The following is a 13,985-nucleotide window of genomic DNA, read 5'->3' as shown; positions in this document are numbered from 1 at the left end:
TTAAGTGTTAAGATCCCGGAGGTTCCCTAGTGAATTCAAGAGCATGGAAGATATTATTTTTCTGTTATATTTTTTTGCTATTATCTTTTGTGGTGTTCAAATTTAATGAATCATTTGTGGATAGAATTATTTCAATACAAGAGAATAGGAATCAGGGGTATTGGAACTATAACCTGACTCCATTTCGGAGTATTAAATCATATTTAAGAAATATAAATAGTGATTATGTGTTGTTTAATGTTTTGGGAAATATAGTACCTTTCGTTCCGCTGGGTTTTTTTATATCAGGTCTTACAAGGATTCGCAGAAAATATGTTACAAGCGTGGTTTGCTTAGCTAGTATAGTAGGAATAGAGTCTCTTCAGTTTATTACTATGCTTGGTTATTTTGATGTTGATGATATTATTCTAAACTTCGTAGGTTGTCTGATTGGCATTAGCATGTACGATTTAATTCGCTACATAAAAATAAGAGCACAACTGTGAGAATAAAATATATCGGGAGTTAAAAAGAGATGAATACAAAACAATTGGATCACATAGGAGCTGATGAAGCAAAGGCATTTTTGCGATTTATTTTAGCGGAGATTAAACTGCTTAAAGAACAGAAGGAATCGCATGAAACTGCTGTTGCTAATTTAATTGAGTACTATGATGATTTAATGAGATTTCAGGAAAAAAGAACATTCTGGGATCCTGTGCCGAACTGTACCCATGTCCATATTGCATTTGGCGACTCTTTTTCAGGAAGTATAAGACAGGCATTAAAAGCACTTGGCTGGGCGGATACGCATAAGATGATTACGTTTGGAGAAAATTACGCGATTGGCCCGTTAAGAGATTTGGACGCGCTAGAAGGAAGAAAAGCCCGAAGCGATTGGTTCCGGGATAATATTACGGATGCTTATATCGATTACACCGAATTTGAAGAAGAATATAATGAGCTTCTAAATAAGCTCGAGCACATTCCTAAACAGGCAAAAGTTATTGTCTGGACGGGGAACAGTGTCATCGAGCAGGTGGGAATGAGGCATGCGCTTTATTTGTTGCGTGGTAGCAGCAATACAATCGCGGTATATGATACTTGTGAAATTTGTAAAGAGCTTTATAGGCACAAGGAAACGACCATCGTTTATATGTACTCGAAGGAAATTCCATCCGATCGGCTTCAGGAAGTATTTCTTCGCGTAGATGACTGCAGTAATCCGAGTACTGACATCAATCGGTTGGCTGAGGAATGGAAGGCGATCACGGAGCAGGGGGAAGTCCTGCGTATTTGGCGGGAAGATGCAGTGATTGGGGTGCCTGACGATTATTACGATCAATATTTATTGGAGAAGTTAGACAAGATAAGTCCTCCTGTGGAAGGGAATGGGTTTATTAAGGCAGCCCGTGTGATTGGAGAGGCCCTTGGTTATTGCGACCAGTATATCGGGGACTCTTATTTTGAATACCGGTTGAGGGAGCTGATTTACAAAGGGGTTCTTGAAATAAAGGGCGTTCCTGCAGCAATGAGGTATTACAGCGTTAGACGCAAAGGTAAAACAAAAATATCAAAAGATCTAAGAAAACCTTCAATAGGCTCTGAAAGGGGATGAACAAATATGAATTTACTTCTTGTTATTGTACTTCTCATTGGACTAGCAGGAATTATTGGAAACCAATATGCGGGATTAAGGAGGATGGATGGCCTTCAAAGGTCATTAGATGACCTGAATCAAAAGCATCGAGTTCTAATGGAAAAGGAAAAATAAGCATGGATTAGTGGAGAATAAGGAGAAGAAAGAATGTTACTTGAACCGACCTTAAATGAAATTAATAAGCTATTTAGACTACACGGTATGAATGATGAAATCATTAGACTACGAAGATTGTCAGGAACGACAGATGGGCTTGTTTTAAGAGTGGAATCATCTAAAGACGACAAATATATTTTGAAATACGATTCCCCAAAGCAAATTCAATTAGTAGAACAATTGTTGAGCGTTTATAAAAATTCGATATTATTACCCAATATCCTACATTCATCACAAGACAGTACATATCTAGTTTATTCTTTTATTGAAGGTACAACACATGTAGATCGAGGAATAAAGAAGAGTTGGCTAAAAAAACTGACTCAGGATTTATTCAATAATTATATTAAGTATCAGGGCGAAAGTATGTGGGGAAGGCTAGAATACCCGCGACAGTCATGGAAAGAATTCAATGATATAAGTATTGAGGAAGCTAGAATAAATATCGGAAACGAGTTGTCAAATGATGATTACAAGCTTGTTAAATCAACAGCAGATCATTTGTTTGCGAATGACTTAGAGCAAGGAGAACGATTCCTTTTGCACGGAGATACAGGGGTTCATAATTTCGTATATCATGACTCAACTTTGGTTGGTGTAATTGATCCATCACCTATGGTTGGACCTATCATTTACGATTTTATTTATGCTTTTTGTTCTTCGCCTGATGATCTTAATAAGGAGACGCTAATTGCTGCTTATGAATCTCTTGAACAGGGACGAGTAAACAAATCAAGGTTGATTGCGGAGACACTCATCCAACTATACTGCCGAATAGGGCTTAGCATAAAACATCACCCCAGTGATTTTACTGAATATAAAAAGGCATGGGAAGATTGGAAAAAAATATGTAGACAACTCGAAGAATATTAAAATAGTCACAACCCTAATGCCGAGGGATTCCACCTTTGGTTATGGGTAATCCAAAACGGTGAGGTGCTCCACTATGTCACAAACTTTAACCCAAGAGACAGTCAACTTAATAGAAAAGTCTGAACGGGATTATATGCTGGACAGGATGAAAGCTATTCAAGAAAGACCAGGAAATCCTGAGGGTGTTGAGATAAAATCGTTTGGCAACGCATTAGCGCTATATAGTGAAACAATGCCTTGGCCAGCTTTTAATACGGTAAAGGGCATTAACACTAATGAGATTGAATTACTTGACGAGATTGTTGAATTTTATAAATCTAGAAAGCGAAAAGTTCAATTTGAAATTGTTCCATCGCGGGTGAATCAGGCACTATTACAAGAACTTGCCCAACGCGGTTATTATCAATCGGGATTCCATACATCGTTATACTATCCAATAGTAGACGATTCTATTATTGAGTTAAGTGATATAAGGATCAGGGAGATTACCGCAGAGGAAATTCAAACCTATGCAACTATTCATTGCCGGAGTACTGGACTTCCCGATGAAGGCATTCCTCATGTCGCTCAAAATAATCTCATTTTATGCGGTAGACCAGGCTGGAAATTTTTCGTAGCCATGAAGAGTGATATTCCGGCTGCCGTAGGTGTCATGTATATGAAGGATTCGGTGGCGTCTCTAACTTTTGCTGGAACATTGCCCGAATACCGAAATAATGGTCTTCAGCAAGCATTAATACGAAGAAGAATATATGAAGCGACAATAACCCATTGCAATATCGTAATTGGCCAGGCCGGTTTTTTAACCCAAAGCCATAGAAATATGGAGATTATAGGTATGAAGATGGGTTATGTAAGAACAACTTGGACAGAGCTTTGAACTTAATGATACGGAACTTTTCCGCTATATTAACGTCCTAATATTTGTAAATTTGAAAAAGGAGTTGGGATGTTCTTGAAAAGATGGATCAAATACCTGATTGGTTCCGTAATCCTCGGAAGCTTCTTCTTTGTGAGCTCTTCCGCATATGCAGCCCCTGCTGTTTTCGTAAATGGAGAATATCAGCATAATGCTATAACGATGGGAGGACGAATATGGGTGCCTATAAGAGCATTGACCGACCAAGAATGGCTTGTTTATGCTTATGATCCCAAGACGAGAATCGCTTCGGTCCATGACAAAGATAACACCACAACAGTTGAGCTTCGAGTGGGAGAAAAGACAGCTACGGTTAACGGCAAAAAAATGCAATTAGATGCTGAGGTTGTTAATAAAAATGGCCTAACCTATGTGCCGCTTCGGTTTATCACGGAGACGTTTGGGGCGCATATTGAGTTTAATGCTAAGAATGGTCGTGTAATCGTTCGTACCCCTACAGGGCAGGCTCAATATGAAATTTTAATGCAAGGAGATCTTACAGAAGCGCGTAAAATTGCGCTCAAACTAACGAGAGTAAATGGAGAAGCGCCACAGCTCCAATTCGGAGAAGGCTATCACGACTTCCGTTATACCTTTCCAGAAGGTGAAGCGTTGCGGTTTACATTTAATGCTGCTGGTTATAGCGAACATTATTATGAAATCAATGACGAAGGGCTCGCGATACATAAGTGGCAGATGGATCACGTAGCTAACCGGGAGTGGGGGAAGAAACCAGATTTTAAAAGCTATGTATATTTCTTAGATGAATTTATGGCTAGCTTATTTACTTATGGAATTGTGGACGCTCAAGGGAACGATAAGGAGCTGGGGAAGTTCTATTATGATGGATTAAAGGACTCAGTCATGTCAATCGAGGGGGAGAACCGTATAGATATCAGACCTCAACGTCATTAGTGGCGAACTAGTCAAAGCGAAGGAGAGAACTATGGATTAAACATTTATTTTGTTCCCCTGGAGGTTGGAAAATTTATGAGTGCCGCGTCCTATGGTTTACAATTGGATAAACTATGTAGAAGCCTTCATCTTGGAGAGATGGTAGTTACTCCTCAATCCGTATCTGGAGGACTTTTACATAGAATATCAACGCAATCCGATGAAGAGGCACAGCACTTTTATAGAAAGCTTGGGTATAAGGATGCCGGATGTTTAATGCAAGAAAATGCTCCGCTCGAAATAATTTTTACTAAAAATTTATGGTGAATGAACTCATTTTCGCAGATAGGAGGAATTACGATTAAAAAGCTGCTGCTCGGAATAACTCTAAGTGTCTTGTTATCTTTATCCGTAGGCTTCTTTTGGGAATGGAAGCTGGCTATAAACATTACGGGCGGAATAGGAGTTATTATGCTGCTGCTAGCGGGCATTCTCAACGGGACTTTTATTAGCGGGGTTCAAATGAGAGCCAATAGGAAGATTGAATCGGCTGAAGATAAAGAGTTAAGAAACAAGTTAACTTCTACGTTTTTTCTATTGGGCTTCCCTTTTTTCTTGATGGCAATAGCCCTTTTTTTTGTCGTAAAATAAATTTCTCCCCGATCGTTCTTTAAACAAGTGTCATGTATGAAACAAGGTAAAGTCAACTAATGTAAAGAGGAGACATAATAGCAATGTGGCGTCGATTTTTTTCGTATTACCGGCCTTATAAAGGCTTATTTTTGCTGGATTTCAGCTGCGCGGTCATCGCGGGTGTCTTGGAGCTTGGGTTCCCGCTAGCCATAAGCAAATTTATCGACGATCTGCTGCCGGGAGGAAACTGGAGCATGATTGTGCTTGCAAGTGTTGGGCTGCTATGTGTTTATGCACTGAATACTATTTTGAACTATATCGTCACCTACTGGGGTCATCATCCCAATTATGGCTTGGTTGATTATCGTGTTTGGAGGGAAGATGACCAGGACCTACCGCAGGTTGTTTGCTAATGTTGGCAATTTCAATGCCCGGATTGAGGAAAACGTTGGGGGAATTCGTGTTGTGCAATCGTTCGCGAACGAAGAACATGAGAAAAAGCTGTTTGCAGTTGACAACATGAATTACCGCGAGACGATGCTAATGGCTTACAAGACGATGGCCAAGAGCATCTCGGTCAATTACATGCTGACGAGGCTGATTACTATTTTTGTCATGGTGTGTGGGGCCTGGTTTTATATCCAAGGGAAAATTGAGCTGGGTGAATTTATGGCCTTTATCTTGCTGTCGCGGTCGATAAGCTGCGAGGCGATATTCGTTTTGAAAATGTGACGTTCGGCTATGAGCCGGATCGAAATATTCTGAATGGCATTAATCTGTCAATACATGCGGGGGAAACGGTGGCATTTGTTGGTCCTTCTGGCGCTGGTAAAACGACGATTTGCAGCCTTCTGCCGAGGTTCTATGAGGTGAACGAAGGACGGATCACGGTGGATGGCATGGATATCCGAGAGATGACGCTGCAGTCGCTGCGTAGAAATATCGGTATCGTTCAACAAGATGTGTTCCTCTTCGCGGGCACGATTCGAGAGAACATCATGTACGGAGATCTGAAGGCCACCGAGGAGCAAATCTGGGAAGCGGCGAGACGGGCATCTCTGGAGGAGATGATTAGCCAATTGCCTGATGGGATGGATACGGTCATTGGTGAACGGGGCGTTAAACTGTCTGGAGGGCAGAAGCAGCGGCTTGCTATTGCCAGGATGTTCCTTAAAAATCCGCCGATTTTGATTCTTGACGAGGCGACATCGGCGCTGGACACGGAGACCGAAGCGGCGATCCAGCAATCGCTGGCCGAGCTGTCGATCGGACGGACGACACTGGTTATCGCTCACCGTCTAGCGACCATCAAAAATGCCGACCGGATCATTGTTATCGACGAGAGCGGCATCGCTGAGCAAGGGCGGCACGCTGAACTCATTGCTGCCGGGGGAATTTACAGCAGGCTGCATCAAGCGCAATATCAATATCAACATGCATAAAGCTAACATAAAGATTAGAGCGAGATTAATGGTGGGAAGACCAACACAAACTCGCTCTTTTTTTCAGAGGATATGTCTAAAACAACAAATAACAAGTACAGGAGGGGAATAAAATGAGTGCTATTGGCACGATTGTCGCGATTATTATTGCTTTATTGATTTCTCTATTTATAGGACCTACAGGAACGCTGGCTCTCATATCTGTTGGTTTTGGATTGGTGCTTAGCATGTATATCAGGAATAGGGAGATGTATAGCGATATTCAGCGAATCAAGGAAAAGTTAGGAATCGAGGATAAAGACGATTTTAATATGAGCGATGAAGAAATTGAAAATGAGTTGCTGAAGGACATAGAGCAATAAGGAAATATAGTCCTTCAATCGTTGTGAAAAATGCGAACAAACTTTCGTGTTGGTGGTATAATAGTGTCGTAGTGAGTCTATGGGGGTCTGTGGACGATGAACGATAGAGCGGATAGACACGTTGATCATATAAATAATAACCAAAGAAGAATACAGGAGCATCAGCTTACGTTTGCTGAGATCGAGCTGGAACAGCAGGGGCCGGAGCAGGCGAAATCCATTGTGGTCAGCTCGGATCATCAAGAACGGGAAATGGACTGGCAGCGCGATTTTCGCTATGTCTCCCGTGAAAGACAATTTGTCGAGCAAGCCCGGGTGCTGGAGTGGGAAAACGAAGCAGTGGCAGAGTTCATCCCTTTTCACGCATACTGGCCCACATATGAACAAATGCAGCCGAGGCAACTGCGCTGGTATCTGTATTGGCGGGGAGAGGTACGCTCCGGGCGGTATCCGGATACGGATTTATCGTATCTTTTTGTGTACTTGTATGAGCTTATACATGGAGTTGGATGGAGTGAACCCGCGGAAGGCTATGAGCTGATGCGTCGGGTTTGGCTGGCTTACCGCGAGCGTTATCCGGAGCTGGATGGATATGTACGCGAATGGCTGTATGATTACAGTCTGGTGTTCGAATTGGAGGTGCCGCCTGCCGAACCGCTTCAGAAGCTCCCACGGGGTTTATCCAGGGAGCTCAAGGAGCTGGAATGGAAACGCAGGTTTACCGCTGAGCCGCTTGTGCTGACATGGGACATGCTGCGGACGATGATCGACTATGATGTGGAGAAGAGTCGCTTTTATACCGGGCAAGGGCGAAAGGATCTGCAGCTCTATGTCCCGAAGGTGGTGTCTATAGTGGACGCATATTTATTCAAATCTGAGGGGGCCAGGCTGCTGGAGCGTTTTATGCCCCGCGAGAAAAAAGTGAGCAGACCGCTGTTCCGTACTGCAGTATATGATCACGAGCTGTATGGCCGCAGCATTTCGGTAAGTGTCCTGCCGATCAGTGAACACCTTCCATTGCGTTCGTTTTTGACCCAACTGGCCAGGTTTACCGAGAACAAGCTGCGCGAGCTTGCAGGTTTTAGGGGAAAGCTGAGGGGAATCACGATCGAGCCGGCGGTGGAGGAACTGGTTGTCCGTTACCTGCACAGAGATCTTGAGCAGCGCAAAGTGGAGAAGGCCAGAGTCCATCTGTCCAAAGTTAAGATAAATACGGTGAAGCTGCATAGGCTGCAGCGGGAATCGGATGAGGTGCGGGATATGCTGATGGCAGAGGAGCAGGTGGAGATCGATTTCGAGCGCCTTCAGATTGAGCCTGTACTTCGTGCTGGGTCTATGAGCGCCTACAGTAAGCGCCGGGATGAGGAAGTTAGCAGTGAAGGCGGTAAGCAGGTTGAAATCGCGGCCGAGGCTGCTGCGACAGGGCTTTCCCAGGAATGGCGTGAGCTATTTGCTCAGCTTTCCGGCGCTCATCGCGAATTGCTCTCCGTTCTGCTTAATGGAGAGAATACCGCGGCACGATTCAGAATTGCCGAGCAGGCTGGCTCCATGCCTGAGCTGCTGCTCGATGAGATTAATGAAATATCCATGGAATGGATGGGTGACTTGCTCGTCGATGGCGATGAGATTGTGGAGGAGTACCGAGCAGAGCTCCAAAGTATGCTTGGAGGCAGCGGTTTTTAATATATCTAAATATGTTCAAATCAATGAGGTGATATGAGTGAAGCAAATTCGGATTCCGAAACGGCTTACCACGGCGCTGGTGAATTCTCTGACGGCGGGGGTAGTCCCTCGGGTCGGACTGGAACATATTGCAGTTGGACGAAAAGCCGAGGTAGCCTCGATCCTGCAGGATATGGAGAACATCGCGGAAGGTGGAGCGGCTTTTCGTCTGATTACCGGAAGGTATGGCAGCGGCAAGAGCTTTTTGCTGCAAATGATGCGCAATTATGCTATGGATCGAGAGTTTGTCGTAGCGGACGGAGATCTGTCGCCGGAGCGGCGGCTCGTAGGAACGAAAGGGCAGGGGCTGGCGACCTACCGGGAGCTCATGATGAATATATCTACCCGAACGAGACCGGACGGCGGTGCTTTGGAGACGATGCTGCAAAAGTGGATCGCTTCGCTCCAGCAGGAACAAATGCAGGCATCCGGCTTGCGTCCCGGAGATCCGGCGCTGCACGAAGCGGTAGAGCTGCGGATTTACGCAGTGTGTAATGAAATGCAGAATCTGGTGCATGGGTTTGACTTTGCCAAGGTGCTCGCTGCTTATTGGAAAGGCTGCAAGCTGGAGGACGATGACCTGAAAGCGGCAGCGCTGCGCTGGCTGCGCGGGGAGTTCCCGACCCGAACGGAAGCGCGTAAAGAGCTTGGGGTTGGCGTCATCGTTGACGATGACAATTGGTATGATTACATGAAGCTATGGGCAGAGTTTGCGGTACGGATTGGATATAAGGGGCTTCTGCTGTTTATTGATGAAGGTGTGAATTTGTATAAAATCACAAACAGCATTTCCCGTCAGAGCAATTACGAGAAGCTGCTGACGATGTTCAACGATACAATGCAAGGCAAAGCCCAACATCTCGGCATCTACCTAGGAGGTACACCACAGTTTGTGGAGGACGAGCGCAGAGGGCTGTTCAGTTATGATGCCCTGCGTTCGCGGCTGATGGACGGGCGCTACAGCAGTGGTACACGCCGGACGTACACCTCGCCGATTCTAAAGTTGGACATGCTGTCCCATGAGGAAATCCTAATATTACTACAAAAACTGAGCGACATTCATGCCCAGCACTTCGGCTATGAGACGCGGCTTACGGATGAACAACTGGTTGCCTTCATGCAGGCGGCGGTGAATCGGCTGGGTGCCGAGGAGTTGCTAACGACCCGTGAGGTGGTACGGGATTTCATGGACATGCTACATATGCTGCATCAGTATAAAGGGCTTTCGTTTGAGGAGCTAATGGGGGAGCGGGAGCAGGAGTATGCTGCCAGTGTGAGGGGCCGAAAGAGCGGGGAGAAGGATGAATTGGACGATTTCCTGGCGGAGTTTGAGCTATGAGCGGCATTTCTCTTTTTTCTCGATTGGCACCGTTTATCCAGGAATACATTTACCGCAAAAAATGGGACAGCCTCCGCGAGGCGCAAATCGAGGCCTGCCGCGTATTGTTAGATACTGGCCATCATCTGTTGATCGCCTCTGGAACGGCTTCTGGCAAGACGGAGGCGGCCTTTTTTCCTGCACTTACGGAGCTGTACGAGTGTCCTTCCGGGTCTGTCGGCATTCTATATATTGGGCCGCTGAAGGCATTGATCAACGATCAGTTCGAGCGGATTAGCGAGCTGCTGCGGGAGGGAGAGGTGCCGGTTTGGCATTGGCACGGTGATGTCTCCCAAGCGGAGAAAACGAAGCTGATGCAGCGACCCTCTGGCGTCCTGCAAATTACGCCCGAATCGCTGGAGGGGCTGCTCATGAATCGGCCGAATGCAATTCCCGCCTTGTTCCATGATCTGAGGTACATCCTAATTGATGAGGTTCATGCGTTTATGGGGGCGGATCGGGGCATTCAGGTGCTAAGTCAGTTGATCCGCTTAGAGCGAATGGCTTCCTGTTCACCGAGGCGAATTGGCCTGTCCGCTACTCTAAGTGATTACGAGGTTGCGGCACGCTGGCTTGGGGCGGGAACCGCTCAGCCTGTCGAGGTGGTGTCTCCGCAGGGCGGGCGGAAATTAAAACTGTCGGTGGAGCATTTTTCGTTCCCGGATGCCCGGGATGAACGGGAAGCTGAGCATCTAGAGCTGGCGAAGCAGCAATATTACAGTTTTATATATGATCACACCCACCGAAAAAAAGCGCTCGTCTTCACCAATAGCCGCTCCGATGCCGAGCTGACGACGCTGGAGCTGCGCCGGATTGCCGCGAAGCGGGAGGAGCGTGACGTGTTCCACGTACATCACGGGAGCATATCGGCGATGCTTCGCGAGGAGACGGAGGCAGCGCTTCGCTCTGGCCCTGGGCCAGCGGTGGCTGCAGCGACAGTCACACTGGAGCTCGGTATTGATCTTGGTGAGCTTGAGCGGGTCATACAGCTCGGCGCGCCGTACAGTTGCTCCAGTTTTGTGCAGCGGCTGGGCCGATCTGGCCGCCGAGGTGACCAGGCGTCGGAGATGATGTTTCTCTGCGCGGAAGAAGAGGATGAGGAGGCGCAGCTGCCTGCGCGGATGCCGTGGACACTGCTGCGGGCAATCGCGGTCATTGAGCTGTACGTTCGCGAACGCTGGGTAGAGCCGCTGGATTTGCGCCGAAAGCCGATTGGCGTCCTTTATCATCAGACAATGAGCACGCTCAAGAGTATCGGCGAGGCGGAGCCTGCCGAACTGGCGCGGGCGGTGCTGACCTTGCCGGTATTTCGCGGTATTGAGCCGGATGAGTTCAAGCAGTTGCTGCGCTATCTACTGCAGACCGACCATATTCAACAGACGGAGGAAGGCACGCTGATCATCGGGCTTGGCGGAGAGAAGATTGTGAATAACTTTCGATTCTTGGCGGTGTTTAAGGATGACGAGGAACACGCGGTGTATAACGGCTCTGAGGAGATCGGAAGCATCACGACTGTACCGCCGCCAGGATACTGCTTCACGTTGGCCGGCAAGTTGTGGAAGGTAGAGGAAGTGGACAGCAAGCACAAGGCGGTATACGTAAAATCCTCTAGAGGCAAGGTGGACACGCTTTGGCTTGGAGCCGGGGGCGATATTCATACACGGGTGCTGCAAAAAATGCGCCAGGTGCTGCTGGAGCAGACGCTGTATCCGTATTTGGCACCCGGCGCGGTGAACCGTTTGGAACGTGCGCGCAGGCTGGCCCGGGAAAGCGGCTTGCTGCGGAGTCCGGTCATTCCAGCTGGCGGTGATTCACTGTTTATTTTGCCCTGGGTGGGAAGCAAGCAATTCCGTACCTTGGAGCGTCTTTTGAAGCATAATCTCGCAGAAGCGATGGGACTGCGTCAGATTGTCCCGATGGAACCGTATTATATGATCGTTTCAGGAAGAGCAGACGCTGCAGAGCTGCTGGCAGGTATTCAGGCTGAGCTGGCTGTGGTCGCTGATCCTGAAGCGCTGCTGGCTGCAGATGAAGCGCCATACCTCGGCAAGTATGATGAATTTGTACCCCCTGAGTTGGTGCGCCGAGCTTTTGCTGTGGATGGGCTAGATGTAACAGGGCTGACAGAGGCGTTTGCTTCAGATAAAAATGATAGTAAGGAGACCGGGAATGGCGGCGAAAGTTAAAGTATTGGTTCCTCAACTACCGTCGGGTTTGGACGAATTCGACTTCAGTGATTTGCTCGACAGCGAGGATCAAGAGATGGTTAATGGATTAGTTAGCGGAGGACAAATGGAATATGAGGTTTTGGAGAAATGCATCCTAGCCAAAATGCGGTTTCGTGGCTGCTCTTTCTCCAATACCCGGTTTGAGCGGATGGATATGACGGACGTTGTATTGGAAAACTGTGACCTGTCCAACGCTGTGCTAGAGAAGGGTGTGATTCACCGCGTTCATTTCAAGGACTGCAAATTAACGGGCGTCAATTTGTCCAAGGCCAACCTTGGCCATGTAACGTTCGAAAATTGCGTCATGAATCTGGTTGATCTGGTGGAGGCTTCGTTGAAGCAGGTAAAGATGATCGACTGTTCTTTGCAGAACGCTAATTTTTATGGCTGCAAGTTCAAGGGGGTACAGCTGGATGCTTGCAACCTGAGTGAAACGGACTTTACGGAAACCTCGCTAAAAGGTATGGATATCAGCACTTGCACTTATGAGCGGATTAATATCCCTGTATCGGCTTTGGCGGGCTGTACCGTGTCGCCAGAGCAAGCGATCGGTTTCGCTAGGCTGTTCGGAGTGAAGGTCAAGTATTAACCTTCTTGGCATATACTATCGTAATGAGAAGACAGAACTCTTATGGAGGGCTGTCTTTTTTTTGTTAAGGGCTTTTATACCTTAGTTGTCAGATGTATAATCATGGAAGTAGCTTAAACAACAACCGACTCAGCCTAAGATAAAGCTATCTACGTTTTTTTGTAAACGGAGAAGTGAGGTGAAATCATGACTCTATCTTTTAAAATTAGACCTGTAACCGCACAGGACATCCCTTTCTTATGGGACATGTTATATGAGTCATTGTATGTACCGGAAGGGCAAGAAAGGTTTAGCAGAGAAATTATTCATGAGCCATTCCTGGCTAAGTACGTAGAAGATTGGGGCAGGCCAGGCGCTTTTAAAAACTTTAATAGATGATTTGAGAATTAGGGGAGTAAGAAAAATATCCTTGAGTGTGGCACCGGAAAATTTAGCCGCAGTCAAACTTTATCAACGATTTGGCTTTCAGGCGGTTGGCAAGATCGATACGTCCATTACTATGGTTGTAGAAATAGGAAAGCAATGATGGTACTTACCTTATGGAGCTATGAGGTGAATTTATGAAAAAAGTGCTTGTATTAGGCTGCGCAGGCTCAGGGAAATCTACCTTTTCATCCCAGTTAGGAGAAGTCACTGGACTACCCGTTATTCATCTTGATTCATTATACTGGAAACCTAATTGGATCGCTTCAACAGAGGAAGAATGGGATGATACGATGGACGAATTGCTAAAGCTTGAGTCCTACATTATGGACGGGAACTACTCAAGGACACTGAACAAGCGGCTTCACGATGCGGATGTCGTATTTTATTTCGATATGCCGCGTTCATTATGCATCTATCGAGTCATTAAACGAAGGATTTTGAATCATGGAGGAGTGAGAGAGGATATGGCAGAAGGCTGCCGAGAGAAAATAGATTTAGAATTTTTGAAATGGATTTGGAATTTTAGGAAAAGAAACAGAGGCACAACAATATTAGAAACGCTAGATCAAGCAAAAGAACAGAAACAGATTTATATATTTAAAAAATCCAAGGAAGCATCGGATCATATAGCTAAAATGAGACTTGAGTTGAGGGAAGAGGGTTCGGAAAAAAGTGTGGAAAGAGGGTTTTAAGGTACCCTCCTCTACTAACCACGACCAACAAA

Annotated in this window: 13 protein-coding genes and 2 pseudogenes; all 15 read left to right on the top strand. The window is 46.2% G+C overall.

All coding sequences use genetic code 11. The annotated features are described in order from the left end of the window. Positions 1-29 precede the first annotated feature (29 nt). On the top strand, positions 30-485 hold the full coding sequence (locus tag EIM92_RS18590) for a VanZ family protein (RefSeq protein WP_125084093.1): 456 nt from the start codon (positions 30-32) through the stop codon (positions 483-485). A gap of 29 nt (positions 486-514) precedes the next feature. Next, positions 515-1,597 carry a DUF1835 domain-containing protein gene (locus tag EIM92_RS18585; RefSeq protein WP_125084092.1) on the top strand — a complete coding sequence of 361 codons (1,083 nt, stop codon included), beginning with the start codon at positions 515-517 and terminating at the stop codon, positions 1,595-1,597. Positions 1,598-1,786: 189 nt separating this feature from the next. Beyond that, positions 1,787-2,668, top strand: a complete 882-nt coding sequence (locus EIM92_RS18580; RefSeq protein WP_125084091.1) for a phosphotransferase — start codon at positions 1,787-1,789, stop codon at positions 2,666-2,668. A 73-nt stretch (positions 2,669-2,741) separates the two neighbouring features. Beyond that, positions 2,742-3,548 carry a GNAT family N-acetyltransferase gene (locus EIM92_RS18575; protein ID WP_125084090.1) on the top strand — a complete coding sequence of 269 codons (807 nt, stop codon included), beginning with the start codon at positions 2,742-2,744 and terminating at the stop codon, positions 3,546-3,548. Positions 3,549-3,617: 69 nt separating this feature from the next. Beyond that, on the top strand, positions 3,618-4,502 hold the full coding sequence (locus tag EIM92_RS18570; RefSeq protein ID WP_246021050.1) for a copper amine oxidase N-terminal domain-containing protein: 885 nt from the start codon (positions 3,618-3,620) through the stop codon (positions 4,500-4,502). Between the two features lie 186 nt (positions 4,503-4,688). Then, positions 4,689-4,808: pseudogene (locus EIM92_RS24340) on the top strand (N-acetyltransferase); the annotation flags it as partial. Then, positions 4,809-5,132: a DUF5316 family protein gene (locus EIM92_RS18560; RefSeq protein ID WP_125084088.1), complete on the top strand. Its 324-nt coding sequence runs from the start codon at positions 4,809-4,811 to the stop codon at positions 5,130-5,132. A gap of 83 nt (positions 5,133-5,215) precedes the next feature. After that, positions 5,216-6,556, top strand: a pseudogene (locus tag EIM92_RS18555) (ABC transporter ATP-binding protein). A 113-nt stretch (positions 6,557-6,669) separates the two neighbouring features. Then, positions 6,670-6,918, top strand: a complete 249-nt coding sequence (locus EIM92_RS18550; protein WP_125084087.1) for a hypothetical protein — start codon at positions 6,670-6,672, stop codon at positions 6,916-6,918. 96 nt (positions 6,919-7,014) lie between these two features. Beyond that, positions 7,015-8,601 carry a TerB N-terminal domain-containing protein gene (locus EIM92_RS18545; protein ID WP_125084086.1) on the top strand — a complete coding sequence of 529 codons (1,587 nt, stop codon included), beginning with the start codon at positions 7,015-7,017 and terminating at the stop codon, positions 8,599-8,601. Between the two features lie 37 nt (positions 8,602-8,638). Continuing rightward, a complete protein-coding gene (locus EIM92_RS18540) occupies positions 8,639-9,979 on the top strand; it encodes an ATP-binding protein (RefSeq protein WP_125084085.1) in 1,341 nt (446 codons plus the stop codon). Further along, positions 9,976-12,204, top strand: coding sequence for a DEAD/DEAH box helicase (locus EIM92_RS18535; protein ID WP_125084084.1), 2,229 nt, complete (start codon positions 9,976-9,978; stop codon positions 12,202-12,204). The genes EIM92_RS18540 and EIM92_RS18535 overlap by 4 nt, the downstream gene beginning before the upstream one ends. Further along, entirely contained in the window at positions 12,188-12,835 is a 648-nt protein-coding gene (locus EIM92_RS18530) for a pentapeptide repeat-containing protein (protein ID WP_125084083.1), read from the top strand. Before EIM92_RS18535 ends, EIM92_RS18530 begins: the two co-directional genes overlap by 17 nt. A gap of 379 nt (positions 12,836-13,214) precedes the next feature. Next, positions 13,215-13,361: a GNAT family N-acetyltransferase gene (locus EIM92_RS24335; protein WP_246021048.1), complete on the top strand. Its 147-nt coding sequence runs from the start codon at positions 13,215-13,217 to the stop codon at positions 13,359-13,361. A 34-nt stretch (positions 13,362-13,395) separates the two neighbouring features. Beyond that, positions 13,396-13,953 (top strand): P-loop NTPase family protein, encoded by a 558-nt coding sequence (locus EIM92_RS18520; RefSeq protein ID WP_211344387.1) that lies wholly within the window; start codon positions 13,396-13,398, stop codon positions 13,951-13,953. Positions 13,954-13,985 lie beyond the last annotated feature (32 nt).

The organism is Paenibacillus lentus (genome assembly GCF_003931855.1).
Classification (GTDB): domain Bacteria; phylum Bacillota; class Bacilli; order Paenibacillales; family Paenibacillaceae; genus Fontibacillus; species Fontibacillus lentus.
This window is presented reverse-complemented; position numbering and strand designations above follow the sequence as displayed.

Bases quoted from the DNA above. Each gene is read 5' to 3' on its own strand.
- EIM92_RS18585 (WP_125084092.1), top strand. From the start codon at position 515: ATGAATACAAAACAATTGGATCACATAGGAGCTGATGAAGCAAAGGCA.
- EIM92_RS18580 (WP_125084091.1), top strand. From the start codon at position 1,787: ATGTTACTTGAACCGACCTTAAATGAAATTAATAAGCTATTTAGACTA.
- EIM92_RS18575 (WP_125084090.1), top strand. From the start codon at position 2,742: ATGTCACAAACTTTAACCCAAGAGACAGTCAACTTAATAGAAAAGTCT.
- EIM92_RS18570 (WP_246021050.1), top strand. From the start codon at position 3,618: ATGTTCTTGAAAAGATGGATCAAATACCTGATTGGTTCCGTAATCCTC.
- EIM92_RS18560 (WP_125084088.1), top strand. From the start codon at position 4,809: ATGAACTCATTTTCGCAGATAGGAGGAATTACGATTAAAAAGCTGCTG.
- EIM92_RS18550 (WP_125084087.1), top strand. From the start codon at position 6,670: ATGAGTGCTATTGGCACGATTGTCGCGATTATTATTGCTTTATTGATT.
- EIM92_RS18545 (WP_125084086.1), top strand. From the start codon at position 7,015: ATGAACGATAGAGCGGATAGACACGTTGATCATATAAATAATAACCAA.
- EIM92_RS18535 (WP_125084084.1), top strand. From the start codon at position 9,976: ATGAGCGGCATTTCTCTTTTTTCTCGATTGGCACCGTTTATCCAGGAA.
- EIM92_RS18530 (WP_125084083.1), top strand. From the start codon at position 12,188: ATGGCGGCGAAAGTTAAAGTATTGGTTCCTCAACTACCGTCGGGTTTG.
- EIM92_RS18520 (WP_211344387.1), top strand. From the start codon at position 13,396: ATGAAAAAAGTGCTTGTATTAGGCTGCGCAGGCTCAGGGAAATCTACC.